The organism is Gordonia sp. CPCC 206044 (assembly GCF_048537895.1).
Classification (GTDB): domain Bacteria; phylum Actinomycetota; class Actinomycetes; order Mycobacteriales; family Mycobacteriaceae; genus Gordonia.
Window position 1 is genome coordinate 276,269 of the sequence record NZ_JBCLVL010000004.1, and the last position, 18,207, is coordinate 294,475.

16 protein-coding genes and 1 pseudogene are annotated in these 18,207 nt (G+C 65.1%); 4 read left to right on the forward strand and 13 right to left on the reverse strand.

Translation table 11 applies throughout. The features are described from left to right. Positions 1-238: 238 nt before the first annotated feature. From AAFP35_RS07950 to AAFP35_RS07985, 8 genes are all read right to left on the reverse strand, one after another. A complete protein-coding gene (locus AAFP35_RS07950) occupies positions 239-1,384 on the reverse strand; it encodes an acyl-CoA dehydrogenase family protein (RefSeq protein WP_419221016.1) in 1,146 nt (381 codons plus the stop codon). A 44-nt stretch (positions 1,385-1,428) separates the two neighbouring features. After that, positions 1,429-2,781 (reverse strand): MFS transporter, encoded by a 1,353-nt coding sequence (locus AAFP35_RS07955; RefSeq protein WP_419221017.1) that lies wholly within the window; start codon positions 2,779-2,781, stop codon positions 1,429-1,431. A 53-nt stretch (positions 2,782-2,834) separates the two neighbouring features. Continuing rightward, positions 2,835-3,650: a MaoC/PaaZ C-terminal domain-containing protein gene (locus tag AAFP35_RS07960; protein ID WP_419221018.1), complete on the reverse strand. Its 816-nt coding sequence runs from the start codon at positions 3,648-3,650 to the stop codon at positions 2,835-2,837. Between the two features lie 66 nt (positions 3,651-3,716). Continuing rightward, on the reverse strand, positions 3,717-4,466 hold the full coding sequence (locus AAFP35_RS07965; protein WP_419221019.1) for an enoyl-CoA hydratase/isomerase family protein: 750 nt from the start codon (positions 4,464-4,466) through the stop codon (positions 3,717-3,719). Then, positions 4,463-5,860 (reverse strand): amidase, encoded by a 1,398-nt coding sequence (locus tag AAFP35_RS07970; RefSeq protein ID WP_419221020.1) that lies wholly within the window; start codon positions 5,858-5,860, stop codon positions 4,463-4,465. Before AAFP35_RS07970 ends, AAFP35_RS07965 begins: the two co-directional genes overlap by 4 nt. After that, positions 5,853-6,611 (reverse strand): SDR family NAD(P)-dependent oxidoreductase, encoded by a 759-nt coding sequence (locus AAFP35_RS07975; RefSeq protein WP_419221021.1) that lies wholly within the window; start codon positions 6,609-6,611, stop codon positions 5,853-5,855. Before AAFP35_RS07975 ends, AAFP35_RS07970 begins: the two co-directional genes overlap by 8 nt. 28 nt (positions 6,612-6,639) lie before the next feature. After that, positions 6,640-7,452, reverse strand: coding sequence for an alpha/beta fold hydrolase (locus AAFP35_RS07980; RefSeq protein WP_419221022.1), 813 nt, complete (start codon positions 7,450-7,452; stop codon positions 6,640-6,642). Beyond that, the gene (locus AAFP35_RS07985) at positions 7,449-9,044 is read right to left on the reverse strand and encodes an AMP-binding protein (RefSeq protein ID WP_419221023.1); all 1,596 of its coding nucleotides are present in this window, start codon (positions 9,042-9,044) and stop codon (positions 7,449-7,451) included. Before AAFP35_RS07985 ends, AAFP35_RS07980 begins: the two co-directional genes overlap by 4 nt. A 238-nt stretch (positions 9,045-9,282) precedes the next feature. Here AAFP35_RS07985 and AAFP35_RS07990 point away from each other — a divergent pair, with 238 nt between their 5' ends. Both AAFP35_RS07990 and AAFP35_RS07995 read left to right on the forward strand, forming a co-directional pair. Next, positions 9,283-9,750 (forward strand): MarR family winged helix-turn-helix transcriptional regulator, encoded by a 468-nt coding sequence (locus AAFP35_RS07990; protein ID WP_419221024.1) that lies wholly within the window; start codon positions 9,283-9,285, stop codon positions 9,748-9,750. A 165-nt stretch (positions 9,751-9,915) separates the two neighbouring features. Beyond that, positions 9,916-10,599 carry a TetR/AcrR family transcriptional regulator gene (locus tag AAFP35_RS07995; RefSeq protein WP_419221025.1) on the forward strand — a complete coding sequence of 228 codons (684 nt, stop codon included), beginning with the start codon at positions 9,916-9,918 and terminating at the stop codon, positions 10,597-10,599. On the opposite strand, the gene AAFP35_RS08000 is transcribed toward AAFP35_RS07995, so the two are convergent. Then, positions 10,580-11,026: an Lrp/AsnC family transcriptional regulator gene (locus tag AAFP35_RS08000; protein WP_419221026.1), complete on the reverse strand. Its 447-nt coding sequence runs from the start codon at positions 11,024-11,026 to the stop codon at positions 10,580-10,582. The genes AAFP35_RS07995 and AAFP35_RS08000 overlap by 20 nt on opposite strands. Before the next feature lie 163 nt (positions 11,027-11,189). On the opposite strand from AAFP35_RS08000, the pseudogene rocD reads away from it, so the two are divergent. Both rocD and AAFP35_RS08010 read left to right on the forward strand, forming a co-directional pair. Further along, positions 11,190-13,210 (forward strand): annotated as a pseudogene (gene rocD, locus AAFP35_RS08005) (ornithine--oxo-acid transaminase). 3 nt (positions 13,211-13,213) lie between these two features. Further along, positions 13,214-13,858, forward strand: a complete 645-nt coding sequence (locus tag AAFP35_RS08010; RefSeq protein ID WP_419221027.1) for a histidine phosphatase family protein — start codon at positions 13,214-13,216, stop codon at positions 13,856-13,858. A gap of 4 nt (positions 13,859-13,862) precedes the next feature. Here AAFP35_RS08010 and AAFP35_RS08015 read toward each other — a convergent pair whose 3' ends face one another. The 4 genes from AAFP35_RS08015 to mca form a co-directional block, all read right to left on the reverse strand. Further along, positions 13,863-14,795, reverse strand: coding sequence for an SGNH/GDSL hydrolase family protein (locus AAFP35_RS08015; protein ID WP_419221028.1), 933 nt, complete (start codon positions 14,793-14,795; stop codon positions 13,863-13,865). Positions 14,796-14,862: 67 nt separating this feature from the next. Then, positions 14,863-16,881 (reverse strand): thioredoxin domain-containing protein, encoded by a 2,019-nt coding sequence (locus AAFP35_RS08020; RefSeq protein ID WP_419221029.1) that lies wholly within the window; start codon positions 16,879-16,881, stop codon positions 14,863-14,865. Positions 16,882-16,987: 106 nt separating this feature from the next. Continuing rightward, on the reverse strand, positions 16,988-17,305 hold the full coding sequence (locus tag AAFP35_RS08025) for a hypothetical protein (protein ID WP_419221030.1): 318 nt from the start codon (positions 17,303-17,305) through the stop codon (positions 16,988-16,990). Continuing rightward, positions 17,302-18,198: a mycothiol conjugate amidase Mca gene (gene mca, locus AAFP35_RS08030; RefSeq protein ID WP_419221031.1), complete on the reverse strand. Its 897-nt coding sequence runs from the start codon at positions 18,196-18,198 to the stop codon at positions 17,302-17,304. Before mca ends, AAFP35_RS08025 begins: the two co-directional genes overlap by 4 nt. Positions 18,199-18,207 lie beyond the last annotated feature (9 nt).

Genomic DNA, 18,207 nt, shown 5'->3' on the forward strand with positions numbered 1-18,207 from the left:
GTTCGGTATCCCGGGCGCCCTTGAAATGACAAGAGCAGCGACCTGTCGGTCGCTGCTCGGGCTCCGGGTGTTGCGTGCGCGCGTCGATTCAGCGCTTCATCTTGGCCCCACCCGGAGCCTCGATAAAGCGCCAATAAGCGCGCACGGTGTTGATCACGTCCGACAGGCTAGCACCCGGAGCACCCGGGTTCCAATCCCGCGCGCGCCTTGGCATGCGACAGCCGCCCCCGACAACCCGTCACAAACCGTAGGACCGACCGATGATCTCACGCTGGATCTCGTTGGTCCCGCCGTAGATGGTCGCGCCAAGCGACACCCGAAGATGGTCGACCATGTCGAACTCCGTCGAGTATCCGTAGCCACCCATCATCTGCATCCCCTCGACCGCCATTGCCTTTGCCACTTCCGTCGCCTTGAGCTTGGCCATCGACGACGCCAGGGACAGATCCGACTGGGAGCCGTGTGCATCGGCCTGATGTGCGACGCTGTACACCAGTAGACGTGCACATTCGATCTCGGTTGCCAGATCGGCGATGCGATGTTTGAGAGCCTGGAAGGAACCGACCGGCGAACCGAACTGGGTGCGCTCGGTGACGAACGTCAAACAGTCACTGAAGGCACGTTGCGCCGTCCCGATGGCCTGCGCGGCAAGAATCAGACGCTCGGTCACGAGACCTGCCATCAGTTGCCCCCAGCCCTTGTCGATCTCACCGATCACCGAGTCGACCGGCAACACACAATCCGTGAAGTAGAGATCGTTGACCTCTTCGCCGTTCATGGTGTCGATGCCTTTGATCACCAGTCCCGGCGTATCCGTGGGCACGTGGAACATGGTCAGCCCGTGATGCTTTTTCTCACCTCGTGCGGTACGGGCCACCAGCAGGATGCTGTCGGCCAGATGTGCGTTGGTGCACCAGGTCTTCGACCCGTTCACCACCCACCCATCGGCGAATCGGTCCGCGCGGCAGGTGAGCGCGGCGACATCAGATCCCGCACCCGCTTCCGACATCGAGATCGACAGCGCCGCGCCTGAAGCCGCACTGCTGATGACTCTGCGTCTGGTCTGTTCGGCGGCGAACCGGTTGTAGATGCCCGCGGTGATCAACGTGGTGCCGAGCCAGGGCAAAGGCGCCACGCCGCGTGCAAGCTCCTCCAACAGCACGCAGACATCAACGTGGTTACCGCCTCCACCCCCGTACTCCTCCGGCAAGTTGATGGCGGCCCACCCGAGTTCGGCGACTTTCCGATTGAGTTCCGGACTGTGTGATCGGCGACCGCAATCGGTCAGCTTGTCCCGCTGCGCCCGGTCGCCGACCTCGCGGCGACAGAACTCGCGAACTGACGCCGCCAGGTCGTGTTGTTCTTCGGTGAGTGACAAAGACATTCAGGTTCTCCTCGGTGATGGTGGGTCGGCGTCCGTCGGACGGTTCAGACGGGTTCAGGTGTGGAGGTTCGTCGCGCCGGCGCTCCGGGAGAGCCCGAAGTGGAGATCCCGCCCGTGTCGCGGCTGATCGCAGCCAACGCCGATCCAAGCGAGATGACCGCGGTGACGACGAGGATCGCGGGTAACGGCCACCAGTGATGAGAACCATCAGTCGGCACCAGCGCTGCGGCCACCAATGGAGTCGGCGCCGCCCAGGCAACCCCCGAGAATGCGCTGCACAGCGCCACGCCGCTGTACCGCACGTTCGTTGGGAACAACTCGGCAGTGAGGCTGGACACCACCGCATAAGTGGTGGCATGGCCGAGGACCAGGGCAAGCGTGAAGGCCACGGTCATCAACCAGACATTTCCGGTGTCGTAGAGCGCGAACAGCGGAAAGGCGAACACACCGGTGAACACGACACCACAGATGAAGACCTTCCACGCAGAAACGTGATCGCAGAGCATGCCCACCCCGATCATCGCGACGAGGTCGACAACCGCCGCGACGAGCAGGATCAGCAAGGTCTCGCTGCGAGCGAGACCATGGGTGTTGGTCGCCATCGTGAGCATGTAGGTGGTGATGAGGTAGAACAGCACGATCACACTGGCCTGCAGTCCGATTCCGGCAGCCACCTTGCCCGGCATGTGACGGAGAACTTGGAGAATCGGGTAACCCTCCACCGCACCTGATGACTTGACGGCGGTGAACTCACTCGATTCGGCGACGCCGAGCCGGATGATCATGCCGATCGCGACGAGCACGAACCCCGCGAGGAAAGGTATCCGCCAACCCCAGGACATCAATGCCTCCTCGGGCATCCTGGCGACGAAGTACATGATGATCGTCGCCAGGACAAGTGCCAACGGGCTCGCGACCTGCGGCGCGGAACCGTACAGACGGACCCGGGCCCGTGGAGCATTCTCGACACTCATCAGGACTGCGCCGCCCCATTCGCCGCCCACTGCGACTCCCTGGAGAAATCGTAAGAGGGTCAACAGTATCGGCGCCCAGATCCCCACCTGGTCCCACGTGGGCAACAATCCGATCAGTCCGGTGGAGGCACCCATAACGGTCAGGGTGATGATGAGGGTGGTCCGGCGGCCGAGCCGGTCGCCGATGTGACCGAAGATGAATGCACCGACCGGACGTGCCAGGAAGGCCACCCCCAGCGTGGCGAACGAGGCCAGGATCCCCACGTTGTCGCCGAAGTCAGGGAAGAAGACGGTGGAGAACACAAGAGTCGCCGCGGTCGCATAGATGAAGAAGTCGAACCATTCCACGGTGGTACCGACCAAGCTGGCGAGTGCTGCACGTTTCTGTTGTCGCGTGCCGAAACTCTCTGCGGTGGTGGTCATCTGGATTCACCTTTCGATCGAGGAGCGCCTTGGGCAGGAGCACCCGAACTGGATCAGAAGCGGGCGTGGCCGCCCTTGAGAACGGTCGCGGTTCCGGTGGCGGCAGAGAAGTCGACGCCGGCGTCGGTGGCACCCGCCGACACCGTCAGGGTCGTGCCGGGCAGAACCGGCGCCGCGAATCGCGCGCGAAGTCCGGTGAGTTCCCACGGCTGAGCGTCGGCGGCCGCCGCGATCGTCCGTGCTGCAATGCCCAAGGTGCACAGTCCATGCAGGATCGGACGGTCGAAGCCGTACGCCGCGGACACCTCGGGGTCGATGTGGACCGGATGCAGATCGCCGGTGAGTCGGTACAGCGCCGGAAGACCAGCATCGATCGAGAAATGATCTGTACGAGTGGTCTCGGCAGTGTCAGCGGTCGGAGATGATGGCCCACGCTGTCCTCCCCACCCACCCGCGCCGGGCACGAAGATCGAGTAGGTTGCGGTGACCTCTGCGCACTCGACGACGATGTCGACCATGGCGGCAGACCCCTTGTCCCACACGTCGGTGACGTGTGCACGCATGTCGAGTGTGCCCGACCGCGGCAGTCGATCATGCACCTCGAGAGTCTGCGCGGCATGCAGCGTCCGGAGGCGATCGTAGACATCCAGCGCTCCTGCAGCCTCGACCGCCCAGAGACCCTTGCCCAGCGCGAACGTCGGGAGAACATGGAGATCACGTTCATAGACGATCGGCAGATCGTCGGGAGCGGCCCCGACGCAGAGCGCATACAGAATCGCATCTGTCTCGGAGTAGGCAACGGTCCTCCGTCCGAGATCATGTCCCCTGAGGGACTCGAGGTTCGCAAAAGTGGATGCAGACGTATTCATGGAAATCCTTATGGTCGAGAAGGTTCGATGGAATCAGTCAGGAATCGATTCGGCCATGGTCGCGGGTCACGGACCGACGACATACTTCCTGCGCGCCGCATCCACCGCGGTGCGCCTTGCTCCGCTGTCCATCACCTGGATACGGACATCGCGCCAGCTGCTCTCGTCGAATATCTGATCATCGAGGTCGCGCAACAGCATCCGGGTCGACCGCACCGCATCGTCGGGCAGGGTCACCACCGCCGCCGCCATCGCCAGCGCGGCCTCCCGCGGGTCGTCGCCGACGATGTGGGTGGCGAGACCGGCACGCAGGGCATCGTCGAGTCCGAATGGTTCGGCGAACACCAACAGCCGTGTCAGATCCGCGCGGGGCACGACGGCGTGCAGCCGTCGAATAGCTGCGGGACTGTACAACAAACCCAATTCCACTGCGGGGACGCGGAACATGGCCCGTGGCCCGCAGATCCGGGCGTCACAGGACATCGCGAGTTCCACACCGGCACCCAGACACGGCCCCTCGATCGCCGCCAGCACCGGCACCGTTGAGGTACGAATCGCAGCCGCCGCCGCCCCGAGGGCATCGTCGTAGGCGAGATCGGCCGATGTGCCGGACAGCTCGGCGAAGTCCGCGCCCGCGCAGAAGACATCCCCCGCCGCGGTCAACACCACCGCCCGCACATGCCCCGGTACGCCGCCGACAGCTCGTTCGAGCTCGGCCAGCATCCGCAGCGACAGCGCATTCCGCCGCTCGGCACGGTCGAGGCAGATCTCGACTGTGTCGCCGTGGGACCGGATTACCAACCCGGACTCGCTCACCGCTGGGCTCCCGCCGGTATCGGGGATTTGCCGTCGGCCCATCGTCGCACTACAGGTGTCTGATCGAATGCCACGGCGCGCTCGACGTTCTCGGCGAGGTCCAGCAACCTGGCGTCGGTGCCGCTGGCGCCGACGAGTTGGGCACCGACAGGCAGACCGCGCGCCAGGCCGACCGGCAGCGTGACCGCCGGCGTGCCCGCGACGTTGAACGGCGACGTGAACGGAAAGGCGCCCCACAGCCAGTCGACCGGAGTCTCGTCTATCGTCGTCGGCCGCTGGCCGAGTCGGAACGCAGGCGTGGCGACGGTCGGGGTCAAGTAGACGTCGAACACATGTAGGTCAGCATTGATACGAGTACGGTAGGACGCCAGGGCGGCCCGAGCGTCGGCTACCTCCTGGCTGGACAACCGCTGAGCCGCGAGCAGGCTCGCCCTCTCATAGCGGGTCAGCAGATCCGGGGCGTCGAGAAGGTGAGCACGCTCCCGGAGTTCGTCATCGAGCACCAGGGGCCCGAAGATCTCGTTCCATCCTTCCAGCGGCAGTTCGTGTTCGATGACGTCATGCCCCTGTGCCACCAATGTTTTCGCAACGAGATCCATGTGTTCGACGATCTCGGGGTCCACCGGACGCCCCTCGGGGCGCGGACAATACCCGATACGCAACGTCGGTACGTCTGCACGATCCAACGCCGAGCCGGAGAGCACCTCGACGAGCAGACGAGCGTCGTCGACGTTGCGCGCCAGAGGTCCGGCAGAGACGAAGTCGGTCATGGCACGGAAGCCACGTTCGTCGGGACACAGACCGAGCGAGGGCTTGACGCCGACAAGACCACAGAAGGCAGCCGGGATGCGGATCGATCCGCCGCCGTCGGAGCCGAGGCCGACCGTCGCCATACCGGCCGCCACCGAGACAGCCGCTCCCCCGCTCGATCCACCGGGGGTCCGGGACGGATCCCACGGATTCATTGTGTCGTGGCCGAGAAGATTCTCGTTTGTCGCCGACTGACAGAATTCGGGAACGTTCGTCTTTCCCGCAAAGACCGCTCCGGCCTGCCGGAGGCGGGCCACCGCGCCGGAATCCGATCGCGCCACGCGACCCCGCTGGGTCAGCGACCCCAGACTGGTCTCCTGATCAGCCATGTGGAAAGCGTCCTTGACCGACACCGGCACTCCGAGCAGGGGCGCGATATCACCACGACGGTAGCGCTCGGACGCCGAACGTGCTTGCGCGCGTGCGAGTTCTGGCGTGGTCAGCGTGTAAGCATGAAGTCGGGCGTCGACCTCGTCGATGCGCTCGATGACGTCCTCGACCACGGAGACCGGGTCGAGGTCGCCACACGCGTATGCGGCGGTCAGATCGCGGACCGGCCAGTACACCGGATGCAACTCAGCCATGCGGATGCACCCCACCGCTGATGCCGTATACCTCGCCGGTCACGTAACCAGCGTCGGGGCCGACAAGATAAGCCACCAGCCCCGCGACGTCCTCGGGTCTGCCGACCCGTCCGACGAGCGAACGGTTCTCCGCATAACCGTCGAAGAACTCGTCAGGGTAGATCTTGCGGAGGAAGTCGTTGTAGATGAGTCCGGGTGTGATTGCGTTGACCCGCACCCCGTGTGTGCCGTTCTCGGCAGCGGCCACCCGCGTGAGGGCCAGGACACCGGCCTTGGCCGCCGAGTACGCCGCCCCGTGCTCGGTACTCGTCTCGTACGCCGCGATCGAGCTGATGTTGACGATCGCACCGGACTTGTTGCGCTGCATGATCGGCAATGCGTGACGCATCGTGTAGAAAGTCCCGTTGAGGTCGACATCGATGCATTTCCGCCACACGTCGGCCTCCATCTCCGCAACCGGCGCGATCGTGCTCCAGCCTGCGTTGTTGACCAAGACGTCCAGTCGTCCGTGTGTGGACTCGACAGCGGCCAGAGTCGATGAGACGGCGTCCTCGTCGGTGACATCCAGTGCGTACGAACGAAACTCTCGCCCAAAGCCGGCCGATAGTTTCGCTGCGAATTCCATCGCCCGCCGTTCGTGGATGTCGGTGACAACGACGTCGAAGCCATCCCGGGCCAAGCGGGTGGCAACGGCTGCGCCGATACCGGCTCCGGCGGCCGCGGTGACCAATGCAACCTGAGTCGATTCCATGTTCTTCCCTTCGAATGGATTGTTGCGTCTACGTATTGACAGCCCGCGCGAGAACTTCGATGGTCTGCGCCGGCTGGTCGACGGCCATCAGATGTCCGGCGCCGACGATCTCGGCGTACCTCGCGTGTGGGATGGCAGCCAGGATGATGTCGGATGCCTTCTTCGGGCAGAAGGTGTCGTGGTCCGCCCCGACGATCCAGGTTCGGGTGCCGGGACCGATACCCGCGAGGGTGAGAGTCAGCGGATCACCTGCCAATGCCGCCATCGCGGTGGCGGCATTGACGTAGCCACCTCCATCGCCCACCGCCGCAGTCCGTTCGGCGGTGACCCTGTCTACAAGAACGTCCGAATCATGCAGCGCGGCAACGGTGTCGTCACGTAGCGCCGCGTGTTGGGCCGCGGCATCCGACCCGCGGAACAACTCGATCCGTTGCGCGTAGAACGCCGCAGCGCCTCGCCCGACGACGCTGGAAGTACCAAGAGCCACCACCGTGCGGACAAGATCCGGACGCTCCGCGGCAGCCGCGAGCACGATCGTCCCACCGAGTGAGAATCCGATACAAGTTGCCGGCCCGGTCACCAACTCGAGAAATCCGATCAGGTCGTCACGAAGCTGGGAGAGATTCCCGGCCCCGGTACCCAACGTCGTATCGCCGTGACCGCGGAGGTCATAGGCGAACGTGGTGACGTCGGCGAGCCCTTCCTGGACTGCATGCCAGCTGCGCCGCCCCTCGGCGAGCCCGTGGACGAGGACGACAGGCCTTCCGCTGCCGTGTCGCGTGTACCGAACCTCGATGTCACCGATGGTGACGGTCTCACCCGTAAGATCGGACTCGGTCATCGCTTCTCCTTTGTGATCATCTCTCGCAGATGGTTTTTGCGGATCTTTCCGGCAGGTGTCTCAGGCATGGACGAGACGACGTGGAGTTCTTCGGGCCACAGCCGACGGGGTGTTCCCTCGGTGGCGAGCCAGTCGACGAGGTCGTTCGACGACAGGGTCCCCTCTCGAAGAGTGACGACTGCACAGATCCGCTCGCCGAGTCGATCGTCCGGGCTGCCGATGACCGCGACCTTGTCGATCCGAGGGTGACGCAACACGGCATTCTCGATGTCCACCGGCGAGATGTTCACACCTCCACGGATGATCAGGTCCTTGAGTCGTCCGGTCAGCTGGAGATACCCGGCATCGTCCACCACGCCAAGGTCTCCGGTTCGGAAATACCCTTCCTCAGTGAATGATTCGGCGAAGAGCGCCGACTGTCCGATGTACCCGAGACACTGGGACGGGGTCCGCATGACGATTTCGCCCTCCACACCACGGGGATTGCGTGTTCCGTCGTCTGCAATGGTCTCGAGAAGCACCCTGGGCAGAACCCGCCCACAGCCGTGGGCAACTATCTGCGGCGCATCGTCGGGCATACTGGAGGTCGCGCCGCCCTCGCTCATCGCCCAGATCGAGGCGATCTTAGTGTCCGGCATCTGCACCTGCGCTCGCTCGATGAGATCGGGCGACACCGGCGCACCGCCGCACAGGAACACCTTCATCCCCCGCAGCTTCGGTTCCTTCAAATCCCATTCGACATCAACGAGATCGGTGAGAAATGGCGTCGCAGCAACGGTGATCGAACACCCGTGACGACGTACCGCCTGCAGTGCCGCTCGCGGATCCCAACGGTCCTGCAGCACCAATGCCGCGCCCGTCAGCAACGACATGCGTGCGCCGTGCCAGAAACCCGTGCTGTGCCCAAGCGGCGACGGCATGAAAATCGATTGATCCTCGGACACCCCGTATCGATCGATCACGCCGCGGTTGTATGCGCTCAGTGTTTCGTCAGAGTGAGCAATCGCCTTGGATCGACCGGTGGTACTCGACGAGAAGAGCACATGGGCAAGGCCATCTGGGTAAACAGGTCTGGACCGGATCGGACCGTCGAACACATGCCAGGATCGTTGCCCCGCGTCCCCGAACGTCGCCACGCTCAGTCGACCGGACACAGCCGCCGAGATCGATTCGGCTTCAACGGCGAAATCACGCCCTCGATGCTCGCGTGGGAGCAAGAGCGCTTGCGCCGCGACGAGCTCGACGACATACGCGATCGCATCGGGATCTGTAGTCACCGGAAGGCTCGCCGGCACCAGACCGCATCGGAGAGTGGCGAGGTAGGCGGCCACCCACTCGGCGCGATTGGGCATGCAGATGACGACGATGTCGCCCGCGGCGAGCCCCGCTGACTGCATCTCTGCGGCTATTTCACCCGACAGGATCCAGAGCTCGCCTCGCGTCAGCACCGATGCACGATCGTCGGTGACCGCCATTCGATTCGGGTCCCGATCGAGTTGCCGTAGAAACGAGTTGACGACCTCGGACTCGCAAGCGTGTGCGGCTTCGGCTATTTCGGCTTCCGAGACCACCATGGGTCCACTGATGCTCACGGCAACTCCGTTTCAGGTTGATCCGACTCCGGCCGAAGTGCCGGACTGATGCATGGATTACATGCTCCGAACGCGCCTTCGATTCTGTGACGCGCGCGGCTCCAAGTCAAGAGAGTGACGTCGCTTTTTTGTTAACGATTGGTGACATTGCCCGCCGAAGTTGATTTGCATACTAATGATCTCGGCGAGTCGGCGCTGTTCAACTGATAATCTGCGGGCCAACCGAGGGCGGGTGCGCATGAGACACAATCCAGACATCGATGGAACCGACGACTACCGGCTGGACCAGAACGTCGGGTACCTACTGCGGCGCTGCTACCAGGAGAGCACCGCCGCGTTTGTACGCGCGGCGCCACCCCAGCTGTCGGCACCCCGTTTCGCCGCCCTGGCGCGGCTTGCCGAACTGGGCCCCCTCCCTCAGAATCGGCTGGGCCGCTTGATTTCTGCCGACGCTGCGACAATCAAAGGGATCGTCGACAGGTTGCGCGACCTCGGAGCCGTCGAGACCGCCCCCGACCCGGATGACCGACGTCAACGTCTCGTCACCATCACCGAAACCGGACGACAGTGGTATGCCGAAGGTGTCGTCGCGTCGCGAGCCTCGGCTTCCCGGATCCTCGCCGCATTATCGGACGGCGAGGCTCGAATCATGCTAGAACTGCTCGACAAGATGGCCAGTGCAACGCTCGGATCACCCGATCCGTAGGGACATGCGACAGAGGAGGCCATATGTGTACATCAGTCTCGCCGGTCGCCCAGCGCGCCGCGACCGGCGGCCCGTCACAAGAGAGTGACGTCGCTTTTTCTGGAGTCCACTGGGTATGATTTTCCCGAGCCGTGACCGACCGGCCGACGAAAGGGGATCACCGAGGTGCCAGCAGAACCCACGACGACCAAAGGCCGTCGCACCCGTGACCACCTCGTAGCCGCCGGCCGCACGGTCTTCGCCAGAGACGGGTATGTCGACGCGCGCATGAGCGATGTCGCCGAGGTCGCGGAGAGCTCGATGGGTGGCCTCTACCGTTATTTCAAGAACAAAGAAGATCTGTTCGCCCAGGTCATCGCCGACCTACACGAACAACTCTTCGTGGCGAGCAATTCGCACGACCACGATTTCGCGACCGATCCTTATCACTCTTTACTCGAGTCGAATCGGGGCTATCTACAGCTCTACAGCGACAACCGAGACGTCATGCGGGCTTTCATCCAGGCTGCACACGTGGAAAAGCGATTCCAGGACTTCTGGTGGCAGATGCGCGAGCGCCACATCGAGAGGTTCGTCGGTGCGCTCGAATCGACGTACCAGATCACCCAGATCAACGGCGCCGATGCCCGGCTCGCGACAGAAGCGATGGCCTGCTTGGTGGAGCAATCGGCGTACGTGTGGTTCGCACAGGAACGATTGAGCACCTCCGCGGTCGAGGTCGATGAGGCCGCACGCATCGTGACCCACTCCTGGTACGCGACCTTCTTTGCTCCCGAAACCCGTTCCACGCCCGCCGCTGCCGGCGCAATCATGTCCCCCGCCGAAGCGATCACGGATGTCCACGAGTGATGAGCTGACTCAGCACGATGATCGATTCCGAATGGTCCACCGGCCCGGCGCCGCGAATGCGTTCCAGTGCCCGCTCGAGATGACCGACGTCACGTGCGCGCACACGCAGGATCGCGTCGGCCGGACCGGTGATCGTCGCCGCGCTGACGACCTCGGGGATCGGTTCCCACGCCGCCCTCAGCGCGGCCGGTGAGATGTTGCCGCGACACGACACCGACACGTATGCCTCGGTCGTCCACTGCATCGCGTCCGGGTCGACGACAGCGGTGAAACCCTTGATCACCCCATCGTCGAGCATCCGGTCCACCCGACGTTTCACCGCAGGCGCCGACAATCCGACCTCGTCACCGATCTGCGCGTAGGTCGCCCGGGCGTCACGGGTCAGGCAGCCGAGCACCTTTTCGTCCAGATCATCGATCGTGCGCAATGTTCCTCCGATTTCGGCAGTTATGCAGTCATTCTGTTGCGCCAATGCACAAGATTCGGCGATTGATTGCGTCCATGTCCGAGGATAGCGTCAGTTCATGACGTTGACGACGCCTTCGTCGACGACGGCACCGACCCGGGTGTCGCGTCTGCGTACGTACGCAATGACGCCGCCGACGTACTTCACCGTGTCGTACTCGATCAATCCGTGGATGGATCCAGCTGTGCCCGTCGATGTCGATCGCGCGCTCAGACAATGGCACGATCTACGACGGGTCTACGAATCCCTCGGCCACACAGTACATCTCGTCGACCCGGCACCCGGCCTGCCGGACATGGTCTACGCCGCCAACGGCGGGCTCAGTGTCGCCGGGCGCACGATCGCCGCACGCTTCGCCTTCCCCGAGCGCGGCCCCGAAGGTGATCTCTACGCCGAGTGGCTCTCGTCCACCGGTTTCGGGCCCGTCCATCACACCACCGGGATTCAGGAGGGCGAGGGCGATTCCTGGTGGTCGGGAATCGAATCCTCGCCGGCACCGGGTTCCGTAGCCACCGCGACACCCACGCGGAAGTCGCAGCCATCACCGGCCTGCCGGTCATCACCCTCGAACTCGTCGATCCCCGCTTCTACCACCTCGACACCGCACTCGGGGTCCTCGACGATGACACCGTCGCCTACCACCCGCCTGCCTTCTCGACTGCCTCGCGGACACTGCTCGCCGCGATGTTCCCGGACGCGATCATCGCGACCCGAGCAGACGCCGAGGTCCTCGGCCTGAACTTCGTGTCGGACGGACGCCACGTGGTGATGGCCGAGGCGGCGTCGACACTCGCTCACGCGGTGCGCGACGCCGGTTTCGAACCCATCGGGGTCGACCTGTCAGAGCTACGCAAAGGCGGTGGCGGCGTCAAATGCTGCACGCTGGAATTGAGGTCACGATCCCTCGGCCCCAACGCCCGCGGCGCAGCGACGCGGATGGAGGTCAACATGTCCCACCAGACCGGCGATCTCGCCGAACTGCATGTGGCACACAACTACTCGCCGTTGCCGGTGATGGCGGCCACCGCCGAGGGAACCTGGATCACCGACGTGGACGGGCGCCGTTATCTCGACTGCCTCGGCGCCTATTCAGCCGTCAACTTCGGCCACCGACATCCACGGATCATCGCCGCCGCCAGCGAGCAGATGCATCGGCTGACGTTGACCAGTCGCGCCTTTCAGTCCGACCGACTCGAACCGTTCTGCGCGGCCCTGGCCGACCTGTGCGACAAGGACATGGTGTTGCCGATGAACACCGGTGCCGAGGCGGTGGAGTCCGCGATCAAGGTGGCGCGCAAATGGGGGTACGACGTGAAGGGGGTACCCGACGGTACGGCCACGATCATCGTCGCGGGCGGCAACTTCCACGGCCGCACGATCAGCATCGTCAGCTTCAGCGACGACCCCGATGCGCGGAACGGATTCGGCCCGTACACACCGGGTTTCGTGCGTGTGCCCTTCGGTGATGCACAGGCGGTGGCCGATGCGATCGACGACACCACCGTCGGCGTGCTGATCGAACCCATCCAGGGTGAGGCCGGCATCGTCGTGCCTCCCGACGACTACCTGCCCCGCGTCCGCCGACTGTGCACGGATCATGACGTGTTGCTGATCGCCGACGAGATCCAATCGGGGCTCGGCCGTACCGGCAAGACCTTCGCCGTGGAGCACTGGGATGTCGAACCGGATGTCTACACGCTGGGCAAGGCGCTCGGCGGCGGCGTTCTGCCCGTGTCGGCGGTGGTCGCAAACCACGACGTGCTCGGCGTCCTGCATCCCGGAGAGCACGGCTCGACGTTCGGCGGCAACCCGCTCGCCGCGGCGGTCGGACAGACCGTCGTCGAGATGCTCTCCGACGGCAGTTGGCAGGCCAGGGCTGCGCGACTCGGCGCGGTGTTGCACGCGTGTCTGACAGATCTCGTCGGGCACGGGGTCGTGGCGATCCGCGGCAAAGGCTTGTGGGCGGGCATCGACGTCGAGCCATCACTCGGTACCGGCAAGGACCTGTGCCGACGCCTGGCCGAAGTGGGCGTCTTGGCCAAGGACACCCACGGCTCCACCCTGCGCCTGGCCCCACCGTTGGTGATCACCGAGGACGAGATCGTTTGGGCGGTGCAGCGGTTGGCCGACGCGCTACGCTCGTGACTTGTGAGCGATGACCAGACACCGGCCGACGCCCGGACCAGCCAACGCGTTCTGCTCGTCCGCCATGGCCAGACCGAATGGTCGCTGACCAACCGCCACACCGGCAGCACCGACATCGCGCTGACGCCGCGTGGCGAGCAGGACGCCCGAGCACTGGTCGGGATCACCGACCGACTCGGACTCGTGGCCCCCTATGTGTTCGCCTCTCCGCGCCGGCGGGCGCAACGCACCGCCGAGTTGGCCGGTCTGGACGTCGACGAGGTCGATCCGGTGTTCGCCGAATGGGATTACGGCGACTACGAAGGACTGACCCGCGCGCAGATCCATGCCGACCACGACTCCGAGTGGACGATCTGGGGTTCGGGCGCGCCGAACGGCGAATCCGTGGACGCGATGACCGCTCGCGTGGATTCCGCAGTCGACCGGGTGGAGCGCCAGCTCGCGTCGACCGATGTGGTCGTCGTGTCGCACGGCCACTTCTCGCGGTCCTTCGTCTGCCGCTTCCTGGGCTGGCCGATCGGTCAGGGCGTGAACATCGATCTACGCCCCGCAGGTGCGGTGCTCCTCATGCAGTTGGGTGACGACGACCGACGGCTGTGCGCCTTGGTGGGCCCCGAGGGCGCAGCGGCCACCCGCTTCGCGCTGTGAGCGGTCAGCGGCTCGTCGCTTCCCGCTCCCGGATGTAGCGCATCAACACCTCGGCATCGGCCCTCTGCCCGGCCTTGGTGGGGTGATATCCCCCGAGAATCCAGTGACGCAACTGCACTGCGTCCGGTGCGTGCTGCGGGGCGGCCACCCGCGGACCCCACACCCACGCATCTGCGCTGCACAGATCGTGACGGCCGTTCCAGGGCGAACCCGGCCGATCCAGATCCACAAAGGTCTCACCGAATCGTGCCGCGTTGTCGCGGGAGACCTCGTTGACCTTGTCGATGAAGCGATTCAGCAGCACCACTTCGCGATCCGACATGAACCATCCACAGCGCGAACGGTATTCGTCGCCCACACGTGGCGCGACCGGCGGTGCACCCACCGTGTAGACATGCGCATGCGGTGCACGGGCCTTGATCTCGGCGATGATCTGACGTTCGTGTCGCCGCTGCTCCCCGTCCAGGATGGTCACCGATCGCTCGATCGTTCGTGGATCACATTCTCCCAGCTGGACACACATGATCACGGTGAGAAACTCCGGGTTGCCGATCACCTGCATCACGACGATGTCGGTGTCGGCCGTCACGTGGTCGATCTGCCGACCCTCGTCGAACTGGGCGACGCGATCGACATGCCGCGGTTCGGAATTTGCGCACGTGACGTTCGTGAACCGGGCGTCGAGTCGGCGCGCCACCAGCGCCACCGCGGCGAAACGGCTACGGAAGCAATAGTTGTCCGGCCCGGTGGTGCCCGGCTCGTACGACGTCATGTCCGCCGGGATTGCCCCCGGGTTGTCGGCACCCTGCCCCGAGAGATACGAGTTACCCAGCGCGACCATGCGGATCGGAGTCGCCGCCGGTGCCACCGACACCGACGTCCCCACACCGAGCGCCACGCACACCACGGCGAGGAACCGCACGATTCTCCAGGTCACGGTGTCACGCTACTGATTCCGGCGCGTCCACGACAGGCCACCGACCAGATATCGTCCGGTCGGACGATCAGCCGCGGCCGGGGTCGACGACCAGAGCCGCGTCGAGATCGTCGGTGGTCGTCACCGGCAGCCCGCACACAGTACCCCGGCACACATATGCCGCGTCGGCGCCGTCGACCGTCCCACGACCGTCCAGCAGGGGAACCGAATCCCGTTCGCCCGCAACGATCACCGCCCCACCGGGGCCAACGGCGCGCGCGTGCGCAGCGAGCGCACCCGAACTCTGCTCGCCCTGCGCCACGGCGATGCACAGCGGCCCGCGCAGGCGCGCGGTCGCGACCGACATCCAGTGCCCTGCCGACCGCGGGACCTTGGCGAGGAGCACCGCCGACCGCGCCAGTGTGGCATCGAGCAGTTCCGCGTAGCGGGTCGCCGGTCCGAATCGAGCCACCGCCGACGCCGTCAACAACGCCTCGGCCATCAACGAGGCGCCCGACGGCGTCGCCCCGTCGACCGGATCACGTGGTCGGGTGATGAGTCCGTCACCGATGGCGTCGAACCAGGCGCCGGGCGCCCCGGGATCGGCGAACGACTCGATCGTGGTGTCCAGAAGCGCCAGCCCCTCCTCGCGCCACGCCGACTCCCCGGTCACCTGGTGCAGGGTGAGCAGCGCGGTGACCAGGGCGGCATGATCGTCGAGCGCGCCGGCGGGCTGCCCGACGACACCGCCGAGTGAGGACCGATGCAGACGACCGTCGACGATGTGCTCGTCGACGATCAGCCGGGCGCACCAGGCGCCCAACTCGATCCACTCCTCTCGACCGAGTCCGGCACCCGCCTCGACGAGCGCGGTGACCGCCATCGCATTCCACCCGGTCACGACCTTGTCGTCGCGGGCGGGTTGGGGCCTGCCACGCCGCGCAACCAGCAGACGTTGCACCACGGAGTCGAATCGCGCCGGGTCGTCGGGGTCGCTACGCAACTGCAGCGTGGACCGTCCGTCTTCGAACGTCCCGTCGGCAGTCACCTCGAAAAGATCTGCAGCCCAACGCCCGTCGTCATCGCCCAGGACGGCCACCAGTTCGTCGGATGTCCACACATAGGTGGAACCCTCGACGCCGTCGGTGTCGGCATCGAGCGACGAGGCGAATCCCCCGGACACGCGCAGATCCTGCTCCAGAAAGGCGATGATCCCCTCGGTGACGCGCCGGGCCAACGGATCGCCGGTCCGTCGGGCCAGATGCGCATACACGCGCAGCAGCTGCGCATTGTCGTACAGCATTTTCTCGAAATGCGGTACAACCCAGTCGTTGTCGACCGCATATCGGGCGAAGCCACCGGCAAGCTGATCGTGGATCCCGCCGCGCGCCATCGCCGCGCACGTCCGGCTGACGGCAGCCGTCGGCTGATCGTCGCCGGTGCGCTCCGCAGATCTGATCAATCCTTCCAGCAGCGCCGACGGCGGAAACTTGGGTGCCCCACCGAATCCTCCGGACGTCCGGTCCTCGTCGCCGAGTGCGGTGGCCACCGCATGGTCGAGGAGAGCCTCGTCGACAGAGGTGTCGGGCATCGGCAGCGCGGCGGTGTTGGAGTGCAGATGCTCGCGAACCCGAGCCCCGAGGGCGTCGATCTCCGACCGTCGCTGCACCCACGCCTCGGTGACCGCATCGCATACCTGCACCAACGACGGCATGCCGCCGCGCGGTGACGACGGAAAGTAGGTTCCGCAGTAGAACGGCTCGCCCGACGGGGTGAGGAAGCACGTCATCGGCCAGCCACCCTGACCGGTCATCGCCACCGTCGCGTTCATGTAGATCGCATCGATGTCGGGCCGCTCTTCACGATCGACCTTGATGCAGACGAAATCACGGTTCATGACCGTCGCGGTGGCCTCGTCCTCGAAGGACTCGTGCGCCATGACGTGACACCAGTGGCAGGCCGCATACCCGACGGACAGGAGAACCGGGACATCCCGCCGCGTGGCCTCGGCCATCGCGTCGGGCCCCCACTCCTGCCAGTGCACCGGATTGTCGGCGTGCTGGCGCAGGTACGGACTCGATGATGCGTCGAGCGCATTACGTGACAACGGAGAACCTCCGTGGTGGTGAGCCGGTCAGGTGTCTGCGGTCTCGGTTCTACGGTCTCTGTGTCGGCGAGTCCAGGTCTGCGCGGGCCTCAGGTGTCTGCGGGCCTCACGTGTCTGCGGATTTCCGTTCGTCGAGCGGATGCTCGTCGGAGCTGCGCGACGCATCGTCGGCCTCCGCCGCCCCTGCCGAGTCGGTCCCGTCGTCGAACTGCTGATCGGGCTCGGGGTGTTCGGCGTCGAAATCCTTGGGCAGCTTCTTGAGCTGTTTGTTCATCGATCGGATCAACAACGCGGTGGCGACCAACAGAACGATGATGATCAGCAATCCCAGCGGTGAGGCCTTGCCGAACTCGGGGCCCTCCGGTTCCTGGGCAGCCAACACCTGCAGGCCGGTGGCCAGGTGCATCGGATTCAGCGGGCTCATGGTTCCTCGATTCCGGCGAACAGGTCGGTCTCGGGGATCGAGGTCTTCACGCGGGTCTGCGCGAGCTCGAACTCCTCGGTCGGCCACAGTCGCTGCTGCCACTCTAGCGGGACCTTGAAGAACACACCGTTGGGGTCGATCTGGGTGGCGTGCGCGCGCAAGGCGTCGTCACGCTGCGGGAAGTACTTGGCGCACTCGATCTGCGTGGTGACCCGCCCCATGATGTCCCCGCGGCTCGGATCCCATTTGCTCAGCCACTCCTTGAACGGGCTCTCCTGGCCGTGACGCTCGAACTCGTCGGAGAACAGCACCATCCGATCTCGGATGAATCCGTGCGTGTAGTACAGCTTCGACACCGTCCACGGTTCGCCGGTACCCGGATAGGCCGCCGGATCCCCCGCGCGCTCGAATGCCGCCACCGAAACGTCATGGTCGCGGATGTGGTCGGGATGCGGATAACCGCCACGTTCGTCGTAGGTGATCATGACGTGCGGGCGGAACTCACGGACCACGCGGACGAGAGCCTCGATCGGCTCCTCGATGTCGATCGCGGCGAACGAGCCCTCGGGCACGGGCGGGAGCGGATCGCCCTCGGGCAGCCCGGAGTCGACGAATCCGAGCCAATGTTGTTCGACGCCGAGCGCCGCAGCCGCCCGGGCCATCTCCTCCTGGCGGATCTCGCTCATGCGTTCCTTGACACCCGGACGATCCATCGCCGGGTTCAGGATGTCGCCGGCCTCACCACCGGTCAGGGTGACGATGAGCACCTCGTTGCCCTCTGCGGCGTACTTCGCAGTGGTGGCGGCACCCTTGCTGGACTCGTCGTCGGGGTGAGCATGGACCGCCATCAGACGGAGCCCGGCGTGTGGGCCGCCAGTGTGAGATTCGGTCACGCTTCCTCA